Raw genomic sequence first — 20682 nt, 5'->3', positions numbered from 1 at the left:
AAAGAAATGATCAAAACCCAATTAAGGAACTTAAGTATAAGAAACAAGCTGTTTCTGTCTCATTTTCTGATTCTGCTGATTACACTCCTAATCATCGTGATTTCAGTAAAAATAAATGACAAAAGACTGATGATTCACCAAATGATTGGTCAATTGGATAAAATAAGAACCCATATTGGGAAACAAGCTGAAGCAAGACAGGTCTTTCTAACGACCGATCGTTTCACTGAAAGTTTTTATATTTCCGGAAGTTCTAATTCGGTATACAACTACCAGCAGCTGGTTAAACAAATTGACAGTAGTCTTATTGCGATAAATGAAAATAAAATTGCCACCAAACCACATATAGCCGAAAAACTATTATCCATCACCAGGAATATTCATGCACAGGAAGTCTTTTTTGAGCGAATGGTTGACTCCGTAAAACAACTGGGGATTGGGGAACAAGGATTAATGGGTGCTTTTTTGAAACACAAAAAAGAATTAAAGGAAAATCGTCTAATATCTGAAGCAGATTTAAACAAGCTGGATCAATTATCCAGTGACTACTTTACCAAGAAAAGCCAGTCCTCTGCCATTTCATTTGATTCACTAGCACGCAAACTCATATTTGTTTACGAGAATAATCAAACTGCTGAAATTATTCTGGATGAGTTCAGGAAAACATTTGTCCGTATTGTGAAGCTGGAAAGAAGTATAGGAGGTGCTGATGAAGATGGCCTGCAAAATGAATTAATAAAGCAGAGTAAAAGCAATGATGAACAAATAGCTGCTGCTTTACAATCTATCAACCAGTTATACGAAGAAGATCTTGGCAGAATAGAACTAATTTTTTACGGCTTAATTGGAGTAACACTTATAGCAGGATTATTATTGAGTTATTTGATTTCAATGGAAGTAACTCGCCCGATAATTGAACTGAATAAAGCCACCAAAGAAGTGGTGGCTACTAAATTCAAAGACGATATAAATCCCGATTTTATTGATGAAATGAGAATGGATGAAATTGGGCAGCTGGCTATTAATTTCAACCTAGCAATCCGGAAAATCAGAAGGTCTATTAAAATCATCCAAGATAAATCGGAAAGTCTACAAGCCAAAAATCAGCAATTACTCGAAAATGAAGAAACGCTGAAAATGATTAGCGCACAGAAGGATAAATTTTTATCTATCATTTCACATGATATGCGTGCACCTCTTAGCAGTATCATTAGTTTTCTAGATTATTACAAAGACAATTTTAAAAATTTCAGTGAAGCAGAAATCGAATTTGTATCAAGTAACCTTAATACACATGTAAAGAAAGTTGTGGAAATGCTGGACGGATTATTAATGTGGTCCAGATCACAAACAGGCGAAATTCAAATGAATCTTCAGCCGATTGATTTGGCTCAGATTATAACAGATACGATTGCGATTTTAAACCAAAGCGCAATTACGAAAAATATCAGAATAAGACCATATATCCATAGCCAGCTGATCTGGGCCGATAAAAATATGACGGCGTTTATCATAAGAAACATAATCAGCAATGCAATTAAATTTACCAATGAAGGTGGTATCATTGACATTAACACAAAGCGAAATAAATACAATGCATTTGTAATCATTAAAGATTCTGGTGTTGGTATGTCACCGGATGCCTTATCCAAATTGTTTCAGGACAATGTGAGTTACTCTACGTTTGGAACAGCCAATGAAAAAGGCATCGGCCTTGGACTGGTTTTATGCAAGGATTTTATGAATAAGATGAATGGCACTATTGAAATAGAAAGCTTACAGGGAGAAGGTACTACCGTCAATTTATTATTCCCATTAGTTGGCAGAGGCGATTGATGCAGTACCATTACTACATATTGAACAAACCATGCAATATGGTTTCTCAATTCAAAAGCAGCCATGTTGTTCCTTTACTGGGGAATGTAAACTTCTCTTTTCCGGAAGGCATTCATGCCATTGGGAGACTCGATCAACATTCGGAAGGGCTTTTACTGTTAACAACCAATAAAAAAGTAACGAGGCTGTTGTTTCAGGGTACAAAGCCTCATTTTAGAGAGTATCATGTATTGGTTAATAGCGCTGTAAGCAATATGCAATTAGAACAGTTAAGCAATGGAGTTCCTATCCGAACAGGAAACGATACTTTCTACACTACCCTACCCGCTAAAGTTTGTCTGGTTAACCCACCCGTCATCCAATTTAACAGCGATTACATACCTTCAGACAGGGTTCCTCATAACTGGATAAGCATTAGTTTAACAGAAGGGAAATTTCATCAGGTCAGAAAAATGCTGACGGCAGTTGGATTAAAATGCAAGAGACTGGTTCGACTTCGTATAGAAAACCTTCATTTGGGCAATTTGATGCCTGGTGGAATTCAGGAGCTTAGTGAACAGGAATTCTTTGATGGACTCAATATCAGTGATTATTGATTGTAGGCAAACAGTGCATTTCTTCCACCCCTTAATCAACGAACTATTTTGTATTTTTGTGGTTTATATACCATGAAGCAATTCACTATACCCAATATATACCGTAGCAACTTTATCAGCCGTATCAAGGAAAGCAGAAAAGCTGCAGATAAACTGAAAAAGGACTTTAGCCCTACACTTGTGAATTTGGGACCAATCAATATTTACCTCGCCAGGCATTTCGGATTTTGTTATGGAGTTGAAAATGCCATTGAAATAGCCTTTAATACGATAGAACAAAATCCAGGGAAAAGAATTTTTCTGCTAAGTGAAATGATTCACAATCCGCAGGTGAATAAGGATTTAATTGAGCGTGGAGTTCAATTTCTTCAGGACACCTACGGAAAACAGATTATCCCATTTGAGTCCTTACAACCAGACGATGTAGTAATAATACCAGCTTTTGGAACAACACTGGAAATTGAAGCTTTATTGAAAGCAAAGGGGATTGCCATAGAAAAATACAATACTACCTGTCCGTTTGTAGAAAAAGTATGGAACAGAAGTGAGCAAATTGCATCCAAAGGGTATAGCATTGTAGTACATGGCAAACCCAAACACGAAGAAACTAGAGCTACTTTTTCGCACGCCTCTGCCAATACCCCTACCGTTATAGTGAACGACATGGCAGAAACTATTGAATTAGCCAAATTCATGACCGGAGAAAATAATCCGGAAGATTTCTATACTGTTTTCAAAGGAAAATATTCAGAAGGATTCAATGTTTCAACTGACTTACAGAAGATTGGTGTAGTTAATCAAACCACCCAGCTGGCTTCAGATACACAAGCCATTTCTGATTATTTGAAATCGGTATTAATTAACCACTATCAATTAACAAGTGATACTGTTGCAAATCATTTTGCAGATACCAGAGATACCCTTTGTTATGCAACCAACGACAACCAGTCTGCTGTTAAAGGAATGCTGGATACAGCGGCTGACCTGGCTATCGTTATTGGAGGACATAATAGCAGCAATAGTTCTCATCTGGTAGAACTTTGCGAAGCCAAATATCCTACTTACTTTATAGATGGTCCTGATAAACTAATTGACAAGGACAATTTGCTTCATTGTAACTGGCAAACAAAGGAATTCAGCCATATCAAGGATTACCTTCCCAAAAAAGAAACCATCAATATTGTGATGACCAGTGGTGCAAGCTGTCCTGATGCAGTTGTTGAACAGGTTATCCGAAAACTAGGAATGTTTTATGGTATTGAGCTGAATGAAGCACAAAATTAATTTACAAAATACCACCAGATTCCAATTCTATTCCATACCCCTTGTGCGGGGTATTGATCAGATAGCAGATTCACTTTTGAAAATAAAGTGTTCAGATTCTCAAAACGGATAAATCCTTTAAAGCTTTTAATTCTGAAATGTAGAAATGCATGAATGTCGGGTCTGTTTGAGAACATTTGTCTATTCTGATAGAAAAACTGACCCAGGAGCGGACTGTAACCGTCTGCTTTATATGGAGTATTGTATCTCAACTCTAAACCCGTAGACAGGAATAAATTGGTATAAAAATTTCCTTCAAAAGCCAATCTGTTTCTTGTAATGAATAATGGCAAATTAACCGGTGCAGTTCCAAGTGTTTTTTGCGCATGTATTTCCGTATACCAATTCAAGTGTTTAGAAAGCGAAAACTTCTTAAAAACACCCAGTTGAAAAACATTAAAAAGTGTAGCTTCCTGTCTGGCTGCAAAAAAACTATCGAAATACAAGTAGTTGCTAACCACACTGTACTCAGCAGATACTTTTACCGCTTTTGCAGGATTTTCATACATACCAAAAAACCTTATACTATTTTCTTTATTAAATCCAGCTCTGTTTTGAACCGGGAAAGTACTTTCAGCATTAAAAATGAAGGAAGGCGTTCTATTAACATTATGCAATCCAATGTTTAGAAATCCTATTTTCTTTCCTAATAATCTTTTCATACTCAGCAGTGCACTGTAATCTCCGGCATTAAATCCATTCAGGTATAGCTCCCCTTTTGCTTCCAAATCCCAAACCTGATTTTTAGTTCTATTTCTATATTCCCCAATTGCATAAATATTATTCAGCTTGATTGAATTAATCGTATCAGAATTGCCACTAATCTGTTGTATGGCAATTGCTGCCTTCAGAAACTGACTTTGATTGGATTTATCAGGAAAACTGATTAAAGCAAATTCATTGGTTAGTATTTTCCAGCTATCCTTGAATTGAAAACTCTGCCCATTACGCGTTCTGTAATTAAAGTAATTGACATAACGCAAGGAATCCACGTTGTTATCAAAAAACTGTCCAAGCTGTTGCTGATACTTTAAGGTATGTTCAATTCTAAAACGGGGATAGAAAATTTTATACGTAGCTGAATCGGTTACCAGAGAATCTTTCTTACCTAAGTCATAATGATGACGAATCAGCAGCATATTATCTTTCTGCAAATGCCCTGTGCTTACACTGGTATTAAATGGATTTCTGATAGCAGCTCCTGATCTTCCCAATCTTGTTTCTAATTCATAGGGATCATTCAGAGCCAGACTATCGAGTTTTTTAACATCTACCAACCCCCCGTTTTCAGAGACAGATGACTTATTGGATATATAAAGAAAGAAAAGCTCATACTGTCTATTATTGGACTGATAGTGTGAAGTAAATCGAAAATTATTGTGACTGGCGTTCTGATTTTTCAACGTACCCGGAGAATTGCTGAACCTGTATTCGAAGCCAAAATTAAAATTGGACTTCCGATTTTGTGTATGCTTTAAGTCTATCAGCTGCTCTGCTTTGGCTCCTAACAAATAACCCAGTTCTGTATATGGCCTAGTTGTCTGATAAAACCTGGTATTTTCAAGCGTGAACTTGTACATATCAAATGTATGAAAGCCAGCGTCAAAGCCAGTTTTCATCATAGGGCTAAATAACATGGATTTGGCAGCCGTTCCAAAATTACCCAGGTGATAGTGGGTAAATGGCATTGGGAATCTGGTTGTAAAATCATTGATCGAAGAATCGATTGATCGATTGCGTGTAGAATCAAACGACTTATAAAAAATGGTAATTGAATCAGCGTATTGGTCTCTTTTTTGAAGAGAATCCATTTTTGATTTCCCTCCTCCCATTTGCTGCATCATACTGCCTCCGGATGAGAAAGACCCCATACCCGGTCTGAAACCCTGCGACCATCCCCATTCTGTATCCGCAATAACGAATAGTAGCATTAGTAATCCCAGAATGGTGCTGCGCTTCATCATACAGACGCTGTATAAGCTTATAAACTACGAATCAATTCCTTGAATAATAAAGTCAATTTTGGCTCTGCAGCTGTTGCTGCTTCCAGAACTTCCTCGTGCGTAATTACATTTTCTTCCTCCCTGATGCCTAAATCTGTTATTACACTTGTAGCAAATACTTTAATACCGCAATGTACGGCTACTATATTTTCCTGAACTGTACTCATACCTACAGCATCCCCACCTAAAGCATGAATCATTTTATATTCTGCCCTGGTTTCAAAAGTAGGCCCGGTTACCCCTGTGTAAACACCTGTTTTTAATTCAATCTGGTTCTGAGCTCCAATCTGCATTGCTTTAGCAATTAAATCCTTACTGTAAGGTTCACTCATATCAGGGAAGCGGGTACCCAGTTCTTCTTCGTTTTTACCCAGTAATGGGTTCACAACAAAAAGACTGATATGATCAGAAATTACCATCAGATCCCCAACTTTAAAAGAAGGATTAACTCCACCTGCTGCATTAGAAAGGAATAAAGTTTTAACGCCCAGCAAGTGCATCACCCTTACAGGAAAAGTTACCTGGTGCGGCGTGTATCCTTCATAAAAATGAAATCTGCCACTCATCACCCATACTTTTTTCCCGCTCAGCTCTCCAAACAACAAACTACCACCATGCCCTTCAACAGTACTTACAGGGAAATGGGGTATTTCAGCATAAGGTATAGAAACTTCAACTTTAATTTCCTTTGATAAATTACCAAGACCGCTACCCAATACTATACCAATGTTGGCCTCTTGGGTCGCTTTTGAACTAATAAAAGCTACTGCCTCTTTCAGTTGATTCATTAAAACAGACATAATAAGAAATTAGGGGACAAATATACACTTATAAAAAATAAGGCCATCAACCGAAAGTTGATGGCCTCTGATAAGGTATGTAATTTAAGACTAGCTTAAACGTTTTACATTTACTGCATTCAAACCTTTTCTTCCTTCCTGCACATCAAAGATAACTTTATCGTTAGCTTCAATCTGGTCGATTAAACCATTAGCATGTACAAAAGTTTCTTTGTTGGAATCATCATGCTTAATAAAACCAAAACCTTTTTCTTCGTTAAAGAACTTTACAGTTCCTTGAATTTGTGTGTCCATTGTAAAAATTGTAAATAAATAATACCGCAAAGGTACACTTAAATACCTGCCCTGCCTAAACTTAATTGTTAAAGTCTCAAATTAGGTTGAATACTATTGATTTGACGAATACCTACCAATTCATCATGCCGTCCGCCAAATGGACGATAATACACAAGAATGGTATAGTTGTTTTCCGTTTCCCAGTAATTTCCTTCTGTGAAATCGTAGGAGGAAACGGAAGTTTGACCTGGGCCATCTTTAACAACATATTGATAACTGTAAAAACCTTGCTTTAATGTTAATCGCTTGTAATAGACCATTTTACGTTCGTCAAATTCCATGATCGAGCTATCGCTTAACTGGTTTCCTGTAAAATCACCCAACAAGTATACGGGTTGTTTAAGGGGCTGACGATTGTCTGTTGCCAGCGTAAATTCCACTTCTGCGTAATCAGATTGCCACCATGGATTGATGGATTCAGTAGTTGAAATTTCAAAAAATCCATTTAAATCCCTGTACCACAAATACCGCACACCAGTTCTGATTGCATCGGTTTTGGCATACACTGTAACCGGAATACTCGTTCTGCTGATTCGTTCTATTCTATCACTCTCGAAGCGTAAGCTCCTTAAATCAATCCATCGATACTCTTTGCCTGCAGGAAATAGGCAATCCTGCTCGGCATTGTACTCAAGTATGTTCCCGCGTATAAAGGAAGGAACTAATTTTTGTGAAGCATTGTCCCATCTCCCATTCTGTAAAATAATAGTTTGAATCTGTTGAGGCTGAATGGTCTGAAGTGTAGAAGTATTTAAAGACAATTGAATTTTCTGATGGGTCCTATGCTGAGATGCATTGAATGGCTGTTGCATCTGTGCCGCAATGCCAACTTTATTATCAACCACATAAAATCGTTTTGTAAACAATAATTTAGAAGTATCTGCATCCTGAAAAACCTTTAGTATATAATTTCCACTTCTGGTTGGAATACAGGAACGCTCCGGCAAATTAACTTGATAGTGTACATATTGCACCTGTGCTACAGAAGATATTCGGTACTGACTGATTCTGTTTTGCTGAAATCCACGTATGTAATCGAATGGACTCCATTGTGCTTCTGTCCAGTCTGCGTTGCACAATTGGAAAGTATAGAAGTAATTTTTAGGATAAGTACCCAAATCATCAAAATGCAGTTCCAGCTGATCAGCGGCATTCAATTGAATAATGGGAAGCCCCAGCTGATTATTCGTTGGAAATAATTTTGGAGTTTTAATATTGGGTTGGTATATATGATCCGGTTTAAGCTGAGCCATCAAAGAACTGCTTAATAAACCCAGTAGCATCGTGTATAACAGTTTCATCATAGATTAAACTTACTGAAACAATCGTATTATTAGTAGCTTTGATTACGTCAAAAATTATACCGTTTGAATTTTCCAGCATATATCGCTCAGAAATTAGCTGCTAATCAAAAGCAAACTTTTTCCCGTTTTATTATTCGGTTGTCAGTTGGAGCAACTGCTGTTGGTGTTGCAGCCATGATTATTACCATTTGTTTTGTAAATGGATTTCAACAGACTGTTGCACAAAAAGTATTCAATTTCTGGGGACATATCAGGGTACAACATTTTGAACCCGACAAATCGCTTATGGCAGAAGAATTGCCGATTAGCCGCAACAAGGAAATAGAAGCATTGCTGAACAATCAGAAAAGTATTCTCAGACACCAGGCTTTTGCCACCAAATCTGCAGTTATTTCCTATAAAAAAAATATAGAAGGTATATTACTGAAGGGGGTTGAATCTACTTATGACAGCACTTTAATAAAGCCATTTATTACAGAAGGGAAATGGCTGAAGTTTTCAGACAGCGTTTATAGCAGGGAAATAATTGTTTCAAAACAGATAGCGGGCCTGCTGAATATTCACATTAATGACACCGTAACAATTTATTTTGTTGGTAATGAATCTACTCAAACTACTTACCGGAAATTAAAAGTTGCGGGGCTATATAAAACAGGAATTGAAGAATACGATAAGCTTTTCATGCTCACTGATCTTCGTTTAATTGCCAGGCTTAATCAGTGGGAACCTGATCAGATTGGAGGATATGAAATCTTTCTAAATGAAGGTTTTCAGCCAGACTCAGCAAATCAGGTTTTACAGAATGATTTACCAACAGAATGGATGAGCAGAACAGTTGCCTCTATTTATCCCAATATATTTGACTGGTTACAAATCCAGAATATGAACAGGGATGTAATATTTATCATCATGGCGATAGTAGCTATTATCAATCTGGTTACCTGCCTGCTGATTCTAATTTTGGAAAGGACTCCCATGATTGGTATTCTGAAAGCTTTGGGTGCAAGAGACCGACAGATAATTCAGATTTTTTTGCACCATGCAGGCAATATTGCATTAAAAGGCGTTATCTGGGGATTTGCAGTTGGTATGGGCTTGGTTCTCTTACAACAAAGCACTGGGTTTATCAAACTGGACGAATCGGCATATTACGTTAAAGAAGCACCGGTATTAATCGTCTGGTGGCAAATTGTATTAGTTTGTATGGCAACCTGGTTGCTGTCGTTTATCATTTTGCTTTTACCCGCTCTGCTGGTCAAAAAAATAAAGCCCATAGAGGCTATACAGTTCAGATAATTAGGATGGTTTTAAAAGATGAGAGAGTAAAATCCCCCCTGCCACTGCGGCATTCAGCGATTCAGCTCCCCCCAATCTGGGAATACTCACGGGAATTCGAATTAAAGGAAGCAAGGTTTCATTAATACCATTGGATTCGTTCCCAATCAACAGCACACCTTCTTTTAATGCTGGTTGCTGGTAAATCGAATTTCCGTTCAGCAAAGCACCCAGCACAGGCAATTCGGTAGTAGTTAAATAGTCTACCAAAGAAGTATACCCTACAGATACTCTTGCAAAGCTACCCATGGTACTCTGAATCACTTTCGGATTGAAAAATTCAACTGAATCTTCTGAAGCTATTACCTGCTGAATACCAAACCAATCCGCAATTCTGATCAGCGTGCCCATATTACCCGGATCTTTTATACCATCGAGTGCCAGTATCCATTTGCCTCTTACCGGAGGCGCTAAAACCAAATCAGGTTGTTGCGCAATCGCCAGCACCTTATTAGGGGTTTGGAGCCCGCTGATTTGAGCCAGGACAGATTCACTAATTCTGACCAGGGGGGCTTTATGCATTAATGGATGATCCCAACTGTCCAGCGCATAAATTTTCTGAATCTGCATGGAACTATTCAAAAGCTCATCTACCCCCTTAACTCCTTCTACAATAAATAGGCTTAATGCGTCCCTTTGTTTTTTATGGAACAAACTTTGAATATATTTGGCTTCATTCTTGCTTATCATTGTCTATGCATTTTAAGGTAAATACCCGATTCTACAGCACAAATGGATTCATTTTCTCTTTATTGTTCCTTGTATCCTGTGCAGAACAAAAAAGAACCTGGGTTAGAAATTATCCTAAGAACCAGCCCTTTGTTTATAACAATCAGATTAACCTGAATGGCAATTTTACCAAAGATGAGAAAAAACGCTTACTAACCAACTTACAAAATTATTGGGACGACAGTTTAAAAGTACCCAAACAGCAACAATTTGGATTGTTTTACAAAATCAAGAATCCAGCAATTTTCGATAGTACCAATATCACTCGTTCTGCCCTTTTCATGAACTCATACCTAAATGCACAGGGATATTACTATGCAGAACTAACCAATTCTTATACCATTGATACGGTAAAAGATCAGATTAGAACCAGTGTGTTCATGAATATTGAAGCAGGAAAAAATATCAGTATAGACGAAGTAACCATAGAGATGAACGATTCATCCTTACAGCATTTAGCTAGTTCGGAAACCAACAAAAGTTTTTTGAAAAAGAACAAACCCTATTCCAAAGAAATCATCAGTAACGAACTGGATAGACTGGTGGGACTATTCAGAAAAAACGGGTATTACAAAATAACACGTGAAGACGTTTATGCCTACGTGGATTCTAATAATACCAACCTGTTTTCTTTAACCACTGACCCGTTTGAACAGGCAAAACTTTTATCTGAAATAGCAAAAGCCAAAAAAGAAAATCCCAATTGGGATATTACCATAAAACAAAGAGAACTGGAAGATAGCTCTCGTTTAATTCAATATCATATTGGTAATCTGCATTATTTTCCGGAAACAAAAATTTCGGATGTACCAGATAGCTTATTAAAAGATAAATCCTTCCTGGAGAAAAAAATTCCGAATGGTACCATCCGATATAAAAAGGGATTATTTAATTATAGGCCACTTAAGGAAGATACTTATTTTTCCAAGGGAGATCTTTATAATGAACAACGCTATTTTAAAACAGCCAATGCGCTTGGGCAGCTACCAGCCTGGCAAAACGTAGATATCCGGCCTGAAATAAGAGATAGGGATACCTTAGACATGTATTTTTTTATGACACCGGCTGTAAAACAGAGCTTTACCGTTGATTTGGAAGCCAGTAGAAATATTGCTGATATTGGTGTAACCAATCTGCTGGGTATCACTACCAATTTCTCTTACAACAACAGAAATGTGTGGAAAAACGCCATTCAATCTATAGCAACAATTAGAACGGGAGTTGAGTTGAACATTTTAAATAGCAGTAACCAGCCTGATCAGTTGTTTCAGACTTTCCTGTTTAATATTGGACATACCTATATTTTTCCTGGAATTATACAGCCTTTTAAGCCTTGGAAGGGATTGGATTTGCTGGATAATAAAAGAACCCTTTGGTCGGTTAATCTGGGTTATGTGGACAGAAGAAACTTTTATAATATCCGCAACTTCACAACCAGCTATGGCTTTGAATGGAAAAAAGGAAACAACTCTTTTTTATACAAGCCCATCAATGTTGAGCTTTACTCTATCGTGAAACTTGACTCACTGGATCAATTGATCATTAAAAACCCTTTCCTTAAAGCCTCTTTTAATGAGGGTAGCATTGTGAGTCAGAGTTTTTCTTTTGTAAAGACTACCAAGGGAAGCAGAAATCCTGCAAAAGATAAATTTTATAGAATAGCTGTAGAAGAAGCAGGAGGAATTTTCGGATTTATTCCGGGTTTGAAGGGAAATATATATCGCTACTTAAAATTAGAAACAGAATATAAACAGTCGGTAAAATTTCCCAAGTCTGAATTGGCTTATCGTGCCTTTGCTGGTATGGGATATAACTTTGGCGGAGATACGATCATTGGCCCCACCCTCCCCTTTTATAAACAATTCTCTGCGGGTGGCCCCAATAGTATGCGAGCCTGGAGATTAAGACAACTGGGGCTGGGTAGTTCTAATCAAAGTGAAAGGGATACTGCATCCAATGCTTTCAGAGATCGTTTTGGAGACATGCAACTGGAGTTCAATGTTGAGTACCGATTTCAATTGGCCAGCATTGGTAGTTTTAAAATTGGGTCTGCTTTGTATGCAGATATTGGAAACGTTTGGAATATCAAAAGAGCTGCTTCCACCGATTTAGATACACGTTTTTCAATTAGTAATTTTACAAGGGATATGGCCATTGGTATTGGAACTGGCTTAAGATTTGACATGTCTTATTTTCTGATCCGATTAGACTTTGCTTATAAATTAAAAGACCCGCTTAGAGCAGCCAATAACGGTTGGATGAGTATTAAAGATTTTACCTGGAACGATATCCGGCCTAATGGAATCAAAGTTCCCAACTTTGCATTACAGCTTGGTATCGGATTGCCATTCTAAGCTTTCAATTGCTCAATTTTAGCTTCGAAGGATTCCATCGATTCGGCAGCTGATACCTGAAAATGTCCGATTCTGGTACGTCTTAGAGAACTCATATATGCGCCAACTCCCAGTGCCTTTCCAAAATCATTGGCCAGACTTCTGATGTAAGTGCCTGTTGAACATACTACGCGAAAATGAACTACGGGCATTTCTATTTTTTCAATCTCAAAAGCATGTATGGTAACAGGTCTGGGCTCCAGCACTACATCAATGCCTTTTCTTGCAGCCAGGTAAACGGGTTTCCCCTCTTGCTTGATGGCAGAATGAATAGGGGGAACCTGCATAATTGGTCCGGTAAATTTCTTCGTTGCTTCTTTAATTTGAGATTCAGAAAGATGGTTGGTATCACAAAAATTAACTGGCTCAGATTCTAAATCATAGGTGGGTGTGGTAGCCCCCAATGTAAAAGTACCCGTGTACTCTTTTTCCATTCCCATATATTCATTAATCTTCTTGGTATACTTTCCTGTACACACAATCAGAAGGCCGGTCGCTAATGGATCAAGGGTTCCTGCATGTCCAACTTTTACAATTCGGGTAATATTTCTGATTTTTCTGACTACGTCAAATGAAGTCCAGTCAATGGGTTTATCAATTAAAATAGCCTGCCCTTCCAGATAAGGCTGTAATGCGGGATGAATTTCTTTCTGCTTCATTTTACTTTAGTTCTCTCCAGATAGAATCCCTGAGAGGATTGGCTGCAAAGGAACTGTTTTTATAAGGAATCGCAAAAGTCTCCGCGTGTTTAATTCTGTCATCTGTTGCTGGATGTGTAGAAATAAAACTTAAAACAGCTGGCATATCAGGTGCGTTGTCTTTTAGTGTCAGCATGAGTTGTTTCATCGCCAGCGGATTAATTTTATTTTTCACGAGCATCCGCATACCAACTTCATCTGCATTTTCTTCCATACTTCTCGAAAACTGCATGGATCTTAATCCCTCTGCATTTTCCACCAAAATAGACAGGATACCGGAAACATCATTGAAAATAACAGATACCATTAATCCTGTTGCGGCAGAACGCAAAACGGAACGCAAACTATGACGTTCATTAATATGGGCTGCTTCATGACCCAGCAAAGCTGCCAACTCATCTCCCGATTGCATGGTTCGCAATATTCCGGAATAGACAACTATATTTCCACCCGGTAAGGCATAGGCATTTACTTCTTGATTTTTAACTACCGTAATTTTAATGGGGTAGGTTTTACTTAATTCCAGTGAGTTGGCAAAAGACTGAACCAATGCTGTTTTCCTCTTATCAATGCTGGCATCTACCATCATTGATTCATGCATTTTTTCTCCCAATTCTGTTTCAGTTGCAGGCTTGATGATTTTAAGCCCAGCCCAGGGAACAATCGTAGATATTCCCCAATACACTCCGGAAAATAAGAGCAGGACGATTAACAATAGTGTAAAAACATTTAGCTTAAATAATCTGGCAGCAATTGATTTTTCAGCAGCTTGGATCAGATTGATAATTTCTGGCACGACTGGTTCATGGATAGCAATGGTAAAATAGGCACTGTTTTTTTTATTCAGAAAAACAATGAGTTGATGATCTGTTTTCTGAAAAGAACATTCTCCTCTAGGATAAAATAAGACAGGAGCACCTGTTTCCCAAATAAGACCAACTTGAAGAGAGAAACCCTCAGCTGATATGTATAACAAAGCTGATTGAGGGGTTGCCTGCAATCCATCAAAATATTGAACTGAACTAATTATTTCCATTATATAACAAATCCAAAGTCTAAAAAGTCTGCAATATCTTCACCTGTAGCATCATCATAATTCGGCTGAGTTTGCTGCAATTCATCAAATGCAATGGTTCCATCCAGCACCAAATGAGAAAATAAAAAACGCATGGTTCTTACTGCTATCCAGGGTGTAGCCAACCCTAGAGTAAAAATAAAAAGCAACAGGTTCAACAGAATCAAAACAAGGAAATCACCACCTGTAGCGGTTGAACGCAACAACATTGTCTGCTCTCCCCTGGTCAGTCTTAAGTTATTTATAAAATAAGCATACAAGTCTTTTTGCCACCAGAAAAAATACAGACCCAATGTAAAAATGCTTAAAAAATATCCCTTGATGTTCAGCCAAAAATATTCACCACCCACTCCTTTGTAAGCAAACCTTGCATCCCCCACTTTTACATTGCACAATAAATATCGTCTCAGATTCATCATGAACCAGGCACCATAAATTCCGAAAGTAACAATAGTCAATAATATACCTTTTATAAAGAGCGCAAAAAGCTCCCATTTATCTCCCATATATCCAAAACGAATTCCACTCCATACAGTTTTTGCAAATCGGTATCGGTAAGAGCCGTGTATGGCCAATGGAACAAGGAGAATCAGAAAAATATAAAAAAGTGCCAGCCCTACCAATTCCTGTTCATTCAGCACCAGGTAGGTTACCAATCCATACATACCTATTAATAAAAGAAATGCCTTGATGAATCCTCTGAACATTTCTGAACCGGTTCCGGTAAATACAAAAGCCTGTTCATTGAACAAGGAATTGCTGTAGAAATACTGCAATGACCGCGCTTTTGCCCAGGGATAATAGAGGCCTAGGGTTATGGTAACTAAAATGATATTAACTAGCAGTACTTTAAAATAGGAAGTTCCACTCCCTTTGAAGCTGAGGCTATATTTATTATATTCCATATAATAAATATATCAATATGCCCTCGCAAACAGAACTCTTTGAGTAGATTTTTTTCCTGTTAAAATACAAAGGCCTTCCTCCTGAGGATTATCCAGAGGAATACAACGAATAGTTGCCTTAGATAATTCCTTTATTTTTTCTTCTGTCTCAGGAGAACCATCCCAATGTGCAGAAACAAATCCTGCCTTGGTATCCAGAATATGTACAAATTCTTCCCAGGTATTGGCAGGAGTAATATGTTCTTGCTGGAATGCTTTAGCCTTATTAAACATGGAAACTTGAATATCGTTCAATAATTCTTTTACATATACCCCAATACCTGATAGGGAAATCGTTTGTTTTTCCTTAGTATCCCTTCTGGCAACTTCTACTACCTGATTGGCCAAATCTCTTGCGCCTACTGCAATTCTAACAGGAACGCCTTTTAATTCATATTCCGCGAATTTCCATCCGGGTCTGCTGTTGTCAGCGTCATCGTACTTAACGGTTATGCCCAGTGATTTCATCTCCTTAATCATTGCGCCTACCACTTCATCAATCTGAGCTTTTTGTTCATCGCCTTTATAGATAGGCACAATAACTACCTGAATCGGTGCAATACGTGGAGGTAAAATTAAACCGTCATCATCACTATGCGCCATCACCAATCCTCCAATCAAACGGGTACTTACGCCCCAGCTGGTTGCCCATACATAATCGAGCTGATTGTTCTTGTCGCTGAATTTCACATCGAATGCTTTAGCAAAATTCTGACCCAGAAAATGCGAAGTGCCTGCCTGTAATGCTTTACCATCCTGCATCAGGGCTTCAATACAATACGTGTCTTCCGCTCCTGCAAAACGCTCGTTTGGCGATTTCACTCCTTTAATAACAGGTAATGCCATCCAGTTTTCGGCAAAGTCAGCATATACGTCGAGCATTCGCTTAGTTTCTTCAATCGCTTCTTCCGCAGAAGCATGCGCAGTATGGCCCTCCTGCCACAGAAATTCTGCTGTTCGGAGAAATAGACGCGTGCGCATCTCCCAACGAACCACATTAGCCCATTGGTTAATCAACAGCGGTAAGTCACGATAGCTTTGAATCCACCCTTTATAAGTATTCCAGATAATGGCTTCACTGGTTGGACGAACCACCAGTTCTTCTTCCAGCTTTGCTTCCGGATCTACCATTAATTTGCCTTTATTATTTGGATCAGTCTTTAATCGGTAATGCGTAACAACTGCACATTCTTTTGCGAACCCCTCTGCATTTTTTTCTTCAGCCTCAAATAAACTCTTAGGTACAAAAAGCGGGAAGTAAGCATTCTGGTGTCCGGTATCTTTGAACATTTTGTCCAATACATCCCTCATATTTTCCCATAAAGCAAAACCATAGGGTTTGATGACCATACAGCCCCTTACCGCAGAATAATCCGCCAGTTGGCCCTTGATAATTAAGTCGTTATACCATTGTGAATAATCCTGCGATCTTGAGGTTAGCTCCTTTCCCATAAATATTTTTATTTTTTTTAACCTAAACAAGACTAACATTTGTTAGTTGGCATGTAATTTGCCTCTAATTGTTTGAAGTTACCATGCGCAAATGTATGTAACTTCATTCAACCAAATTGATGCACCTAAAAAGGATAATCATGAAAAAGCTTGTATTCAGTGCGCTAACACTTGTAACGATCTTAAGTGGCTGCAGCACAGCCTATCAATCAGGCCAAACGCCCGACGATGTATATTTCTCACCTGGTCAGGAAAGAGAAACATACGCTTATGCAAGTGGCAAGAACAGTGACGACCGCTATCAAGAATACGTGAGTACCATGGATGATCGATACTTAAGAATGAAAGTAGCCAACAGAGATCGTTGGGGTACCATTGATAATTTCAGCTATTGGAATGACATGAGATATGATTTTTCGCCTTACACGTATGGGCACTTCACTTCATTGAATCCATGGATGCTGAATCCTTATGTAATGAATCCATGGAATCTAGGATTTGGATTTGGCCCTGGATTTACTGCATGGAATAATTTCTTTGGCGGTGGATTTTACGGAGGCGGACTTTATGGTGGGGGATTCTTTGGTGGTGGCTATATGAATCAGATTGGATGGAGCAATCCTTTCTTCTCTGTAATCAATTACGGTAATCCAAAAGCAAATATTATCACTTCTGGCTCAGGCGCAAATTTGAGTGCTTTAAGAAATAGAATGTATAACAATAACAATTCAGAAAAAGGGAGTAACTGGTATGCGCCAGGGTCCAACGGCAGCAGCAACAACTTTGGCAATCTGGTAAAAAGAGTGTTCTCAACTCCAAGTACACCTGGCGGTCAATCCAATAGCTTTGATCGTTCTATCAGAACCTTTAGCAATAACGGTTCAACTCCAATGACCAATAGCAATGCTGGCGGAGCAAGCGGAGGTTTTGGTAGTACAGGATCAAGCGCTAGTTCAGGCAGAGGTGGTAGAAACTAATATTGCCAGCAATTAACAACACAAGTATGAAAAAATATTTCGGCTTATTTATAAGCGGCATGGCATGCTTTGTCCAAACCGCAAAGTCCCAGTCAATTGATGAAGCCATCAGGGTATCCTGGTTCACACCAAATGGTACAGCCAGAAATATGGCGGTGGGTGGTGTTATGGGATCCTTAGGAGGTGATATTACGGCCAACCATGTTAACCCTGCAGGTATTGGTTTATATAAAACAAGGGAACTGGTACTCTCCCCTGGTTTCATTAGTAATAACAATAAATTTAATTACAGAGGGAGTGATACCAGCTCTAAAAAATCAGGGTTTGGACTAGGTACAAGCGGATTAATTCTGGCTGGCACCACTAGAAACGGATACAGTAAATGGACCAGTTCTGCCTTTGCAATTTCTGTAAATCAATTGGCTAATTACAACAATCAGGTAAGTTTTAAAGGATTAAATAATTTCAGCTCATTCACAGAAAAATACCTGGAAGAACTTACCCGTGATCGGGCAGATACCAATGCAGCACTAAGTAATTATATATTCGGATCCTCGCTTGCCTTTAGAACTTTTTTGGTTGATACATTAAGTGGGCCTGGGGGTTCTGTAGCAGGATACCAAAGTTTAGTCCCTATTTCATCCGGAGTAAACCAAATGTACAATGCCCGAACAAGTGGAGGTTACAGCGAAGTGGCACTAGGCCTTGCAGGTAACATGGCAGACAAATTATATGTGGGAGGTAGTTTAACTATTCCAATCATCAAATATTCCAGAGAAATTTTTTACAGTGAAAGAGACGCTACCAACGATCCCGGAAATCAATTCAGTTTTTTTGAATTCAGAGAAACGTATACATCCCAGGGCGCAGGTATTGGACTAAAACTGGGGACCCTGTATAAACCTTCAGATTTTGTGAGAATAGGTTTCGCATTCCATAGTCCACAAATTATATCGATGACAGACAGGGTTAGAGCTTCCTTAATTGCTGATACTGAGGGATACGCAGGCAGACGTTCAGAAAACAGCGATAGATTAAACAACGGACAAGCTGGAAAAAGTAATTACACCATTACTACTCCATGGAGAGCCATTGGTAGCTTTAGCATCGTCTTGCGGGAAATTAATGATACCCGTTTACAAAAAGGGTTTATAAGCGCAGATCTGGAATACGTGCATTATAAGGGAGCAAGATTTGCTGTGGCATCCGAAAATGCTTCAAACCCAGGATTTAGAGATTATTATTCTGCTTTAAACGATGCTGTAATAGATAATTTAAAAGGCAATATCAATGCAAGAATCGGTGGTGAATTAAAGTTTCACACCATCATGTTCAGATTAGGAGCGGCTTATTATGGAAGTCCTTATCAGGATGAAGCATTACAAGCAAGCAGAATCATTGGATCTGGCGGTATTGGTTACAGGAATAAAGGAATTTTCATTGACCTTTCCTACTCTCATATCATGAACAAGGATGCAGTATTTGCATACAGATTGAATGACAAGCCAAATACTTTCGCTAATCAAACAGGTAACAGAGGAAATATGATGCTGACGTTCGGGTTTAAATTTTAGCCCACCACTTCTCCCTCCAGATCGTAATCATAAGCTTTGGTTATTTTAACCTGAACGAACTCGCCGATGGCGAGTTTTTTCTTGCTATGAATCACCACTTCATTATCAACTTCAACGCTATCAAATTCTGTTCTTCCCAAATAACGACCGGCTTCTTTTTTATCTATCAGCACTTTGAAAATCTGTCCTACTTTCTCTTGATTTTTCTCATAAGAAATTTCCTGTTGCACTTCCATTATTTCCTGTGCACGGGCTGCTTTCACTTCAGCAGGCACATTGTCTTCCAGGTCATAGGCACTCGTATTTTCTTCATGGCTATAGCTGAAAATACCCACTCTGTCAAAGCGATGTTCCTGCAAAAACGCCTTTAATTCCTCTACATCTTCTTCCGTTTCTCCGGGGAAGCCTGCAATCAAAGTTGTTCGCAAACAAATGCCCGGTACACGTGATCTGATTTCGTGAATTAATTCCGACATTTCTTCACGTGTTATATTACGATGCATTGCTTTCAACATACTATTGCTGGCATGTTGTAAGGGCATATCGAGGTACTTACAAATATTGTCACGTCGCTGCATCACTTCCAGAATCTCTAAAGGAAACTTACTTGGATAAGCATAGTGTAAGCGAATCCACTCCAATCCTTTTACATCAGCCAATGCATCCAGTAATTTAGGCAAAGCCCTCTCCTTATATATATCCAGTCCGTAATAAGTAAGCTCCTGCGCAATCAACATGACTTCCTTCACTCCTTTTTGTACCAGCGTTTCTGCTTCTTTTACCAGATCTTCAATAGTGCGGCTGATATGCTTCCCACGCATCAAAGGAATGGCACAGAATGAACAGGTTCTGTTACAACCCTCGGAAATTTTTAAATAGGCATAATGCTTGGGCGTACTCAACATTCTTTCCCCCAATAGTTCTGCTTTATAATCGGCTTCAAATTGTTTCAAAATCAAAGGCAATTCAAGAGTGCCAAACCAGGCATCCACTTCCGGCATTTCAGCTTCCAGGTCTCCTCTGTATCGCTCACTTAAGCAGCCAGTAACATACACTTTGTCCAGCTTACCTCTTCGCTTTAACTCTACCTGATCCAGAATAGTATTGATACTCTCTTCCTTTGCTTTATCAATAAAGCCACAAGTATTCACCACCACAATATTGTGATCCAGTTTGGTATTCTCGTGCACCACATCTATTTCATTGGCAGCCAGCTGACCGCTCAATACCTCGGAATCTACCAGGTTCTTACTGCAACCCAGTGTAATAATATTAACCTTGTCTTTCTTAAGTGTTTTTGCCTTCAT

At 38.6% G+C, this 20682-nt stretch carries 17 protein-coding genes; 7 read left to right on the top strand and 10 right to left on the bottom strand.

Features of this window, described 5'->3' with window-relative positions; translation table 11 throughout:
• Window positions 1-6 precede the first annotated feature (6 nt).
• From TEGAF0_RS01255 to TEGAF0_RS01245, 3 genes are all read left to right on the top strand, one after another.
• Window positions 7-1836 (top strand): HAMP domain-containing sensor histidine kinase, encoded by a 1830-nt coding sequence (locus TEGAF0_RS01255; RefSeq protein ID WP_264899403.1) that lies wholly within the window; start codon window positions 7-9, stop codon window positions 1834-1836.
• Window positions 1836-2432 (top strand): pseudouridine synthase, encoded by a 597-nt coding sequence (locus tag TEGAF0_RS01250; protein ID WP_264899402.1) that lies wholly within the window; start codon window positions 1836-1838, stop codon window positions 2430-2432. The genes TEGAF0_RS01255 and TEGAF0_RS01250 overlap by 1 nt, the downstream gene beginning before the upstream one ends.
• Window positions 2433-2504: 72 nt before the next feature.
• Window positions 2505-3716 carry a 4-hydroxy-3-methylbut-2-enyl diphosphate reductase gene (locus TEGAF0_RS01245; RefSeq protein ID WP_264899401.1) on the top strand — a complete coding sequence of 404 codons (1212 nt, stop codon included), beginning with the start codon at window positions 2505-2507 and terminating at the stop codon, window positions 3714-3716.
• Here the strand turns inward: TEGAF0_RS01245 and TEGAF0_RS01240 are convergent.
• From TEGAF0_RS01240 to TEGAF0_RS01225, 4 genes are all read right to left on the bottom strand, one after another.
• Window positions 3713-5719, bottom strand: coding sequence for a putative porin (locus TEGAF0_RS01240; RefSeq protein ID WP_264899400.1), 2007 nt, complete (start codon window positions 5717-5719; stop codon window positions 3713-3715). The two genes, TEGAF0_RS01245 and TEGAF0_RS01240, sit on opposite strands and share 4 nt — an antisense overlap.
• Window positions 5720-5736: 17 nt before the next feature.
• On the bottom strand, window positions 5737-6558 hold the full coding sequence (locus tag TEGAF0_RS01235) for a purine-nucleoside phosphorylase (protein ID WP_264899399.1): 822 nt from the start codon (window positions 6556-6558) through the stop codon (window positions 5737-5739).
• Window positions 6559-6648: 90 nt separating this feature from the next.
• The gene (locus TEGAF0_RS01230) at window positions 6649-6852 is read right to left on the bottom strand and encodes a cold-shock protein (protein WP_026751538.1); all 204 of its coding nucleotides are present in this window, start codon (window positions 6850-6852) and stop codon (window positions 6649-6651) included.
• A gap of 68 nt (window positions 6853-6920) precedes the next feature.
• Window positions 6921-8198 carry a type IX secretion system plug protein gene (locus TEGAF0_RS01225; protein ID WP_264899394.1) on the bottom strand — a complete coding sequence of 426 codons (1278 nt, stop codon included), beginning with the start codon at window positions 8196-8198 and terminating at the stop codon, window positions 6921-6923.
• A gap of 63 nt (window positions 8199-8261) precedes the next feature.
• Here TEGAF0_RS01225 and TEGAF0_RS01220 point away from each other — a divergent pair, with 63 nt between their 5' ends.
• The gene (locus tag TEGAF0_RS01220) at window positions 8262-9494 is read left to right on the top strand and encodes an ABC transporter permease (RefSeq protein ID WP_264899392.1); all 1233 of its coding nucleotides are present in this window, start codon (window positions 8262-8264) and stop codon (window positions 9492-9494) included.
• On the opposite strand, the gene TEGAF0_RS01215 is transcribed toward TEGAF0_RS01220, so the two are convergent.
• Entirely contained in the window at window positions 9495-10223 is a 729-nt protein-coding gene (locus TEGAF0_RS01215) for a TrmH family RNA methyltransferase (RefSeq protein ID WP_264899390.1), read from the bottom strand. It abuts the gene before it with no gap.
• A 5-nt stretch (window positions 10224-10228) separates the two neighbouring features.
• Between TEGAF0_RS01215 and TEGAF0_RS01210 the strand changes: the two genes are divergently transcribed.
• Window positions 10229-12616 carry an outer membrane protein assembly factor gene (locus TEGAF0_RS01210; RefSeq protein WP_264899388.1) on the top strand — a complete coding sequence of 796 codons (2388 nt, stop codon included), beginning with the start codon at window positions 10229-10231 and terminating at the stop codon, window positions 12614-12616.
• Here the strand turns inward: TEGAF0_RS01210 and truB are convergent.
• From truB to proS, 4 genes are read right to left on the bottom strand one after another with little or no spacing between them, the layout of a single operon-like run.
• Window positions 12613-13314, bottom strand: coding sequence for a tRNA pseudouridine(55) synthase TruB (truB, locus tag TEGAF0_RS01205; RefSeq protein ID WP_264899386.1), 702 nt, complete (start codon window positions 13312-13314; stop codon window positions 12613-12615). The two genes, TEGAF0_RS01210 and truB, sit on opposite strands and share 4 nt — an antisense overlap.
• A gap of 1 nt (window position 13315) precedes the next feature.
• On the bottom strand, window positions 13316-14389 hold the full coding sequence (locus TEGAF0_RS01200; protein WP_264899384.1) for a M48 family metallopeptidase: 1074 nt from the start codon (window positions 14387-14389) through the stop codon (window positions 13316-13318).
• Window positions 14389-15333: a YjgN family protein gene (locus TEGAF0_RS01195; RefSeq protein WP_264899382.1), complete on the bottom strand. Its 945-nt coding sequence runs from the start codon at window positions 15331-15333 to the stop codon at window positions 14389-14391. Before TEGAF0_RS01195 ends, TEGAF0_RS01200 begins: the two co-directional genes overlap by 1 nt.
• A gap of 12 nt (window positions 15334-15345) precedes the next feature.
• On the bottom strand, window positions 15346-16824 hold the full coding sequence (proS, locus tag TEGAF0_RS01190) for a proline--tRNA ligase (RefSeq protein WP_264899380.1): 1479 nt from the start codon (window positions 16822-16824) through the stop codon (window positions 15346-15348).
• Window positions 16825-16964: 140 nt separating this feature from the next.
• On the opposite strand from proS, the gene TEGAF0_RS01185 reads away from it, so the two are divergent.
• Together TEGAF0_RS01185 and TEGAF0_RS01180 are read left to right on the top strand one after the other, a co-directional pair.
• Window positions 16965-17801, top strand: coding sequence for a hypothetical protein (locus TEGAF0_RS01185; protein WP_264899378.1), 837 nt, complete (start codon window positions 16965-16967; stop codon window positions 17799-17801).
• Window positions 17802-17827: 26 nt separating this feature from the next.
• Window positions 17828-19375 (top strand): OmpP1/FadL family transporter, encoded by a 1548-nt coding sequence (locus tag TEGAF0_RS01180; protein ID WP_264899376.1) that lies wholly within the window; start codon window positions 17828-17830, stop codon window positions 19373-19375.
• On the opposite strand, the gene rimO is transcribed toward TEGAF0_RS01180, so the two are convergent.
• A complete protein-coding gene (gene rimO / locus TEGAF0_RS01175; protein WP_264899374.1) occupies window positions 19372-20682 on the bottom strand; it encodes a 30S ribosomal protein S12 methylthiotransferase RimO in 1311 nt (436 codons plus the stop codon). The two genes, TEGAF0_RS01180 and rimO, sit on opposite strands and share 4 nt — an antisense overlap.

The sequence above is a fragment of the Sediminibacterium sp. TEGAF015 genome (genome assembly GCF_025997995.1).
Classification (GTDB): Bacteria; Bacteroidota; Bacteroidia; order Chitinophagales; family Chitinophagaceae; genus Sediminibacterium.
Note: the sequence above shows the minus strand (reverse complement) of the source record. Positions and strands in the feature narration are given on the sequence as shown.

Coding starts and splice junctions, on each gene's coding strand:
- TEGAF0_RS01255 (WP_264899403.1), top strand. CDS start 7: ATGATCAAAACCCAATTAAGGAACTTAAGTATAAGAAACAAGCTGTTT.
- TEGAF0_RS01250 (WP_264899402.1), top strand. CDS start 1,836: ATGCAGTACCATTACTACATATTGAACAAACCATGCAATATGGTTTCT.
- TEGAF0_RS01245 (WP_264899401.1), top strand. CDS start 2,505: ATGAAGCAATTCACTATACCCAATATATACCGTAGCAACTTTATCAGC.
- TEGAF0_RS01240 (WP_264899400.1), bottom strand. CDS start 5,719: ATGATGAAGCGCAGCACCATTCTGGGATTACTAATGCTACTATTCGTT.
- TEGAF0_RS01235 (WP_264899399.1), bottom strand. CDS start 6,558: ATGTCTGTTTTAATGAATCAACTGAAAGAGGCAGTAGCTTTTATTAGT.
- TEGAF0_RS01230 (WP_026751538.1), bottom strand. CDS start 6,852: ATGGACACACAAATTCAAGGAACTGTAAAGTTCTTTAACGAAGAAAAA.
- TEGAF0_RS01225 (WP_264899394.1), bottom strand. CDS start 8,198: ATGATGAAACTGTTATACACGATGCTACTGGGTTTATTAAGCAGTTCT.
- TEGAF0_RS01215 (WP_264899390.1), bottom strand. CDS start 10,223: ATGATAAGCAAGAATGAAGCCAAATATATTCAAAGTTTGTTCCATAAA.
- TEGAF0_RS01210 (WP_264899388.1), top strand. CDS start 10,229: ATGCATTTTAAGGTAAATACCCGATTCTACAGCACAAATGGATTCATT.
- truB (WP_264899386.1), bottom strand. CDS start 13,314: ATGAAGCAGAAAGAAATTCATCCCGCATTACAGCCTTATCTGGAAGGG.
- TEGAF0_RS01200 (WP_264899384.1), bottom strand. CDS start 14,389: ATGGAAATAATTAGTTCAGTTCAATATTTTGATGGATTGCAGGCAACC.
- TEGAF0_RS01195 (WP_264899382.1), bottom strand. CDS start 15,333: ATGGAATATAATAAATATAGCCTCAGCTTCAAAGGGAGTGGAACTTCC.
- proS (WP_264899380.1), bottom strand. CDS start 16,824: ATGGGAAAGGAGCTAACCTCAAGATCGCAGGATTATTCACAATGGTAT.
- TEGAF0_RS01185 (WP_264899378.1), top strand. CDS start 16,965: ATGAAAAAGCTTGTATTCAGTGCGCTAACACTTGTAACGATCTTAAGT.
- TEGAF0_RS01180 (WP_264899376.1), top strand. CDS start 17,828: ATGAAAAAATATTTCGGCTTATTTATAAGCGGCATGGCATGCTTTGTC.
- rimO (WP_264899374.1), bottom strand. CDS start 20,682: ATGAAGGCAAAAACACTTAAGAAAGACAAGGTTAATATTATTACACTG.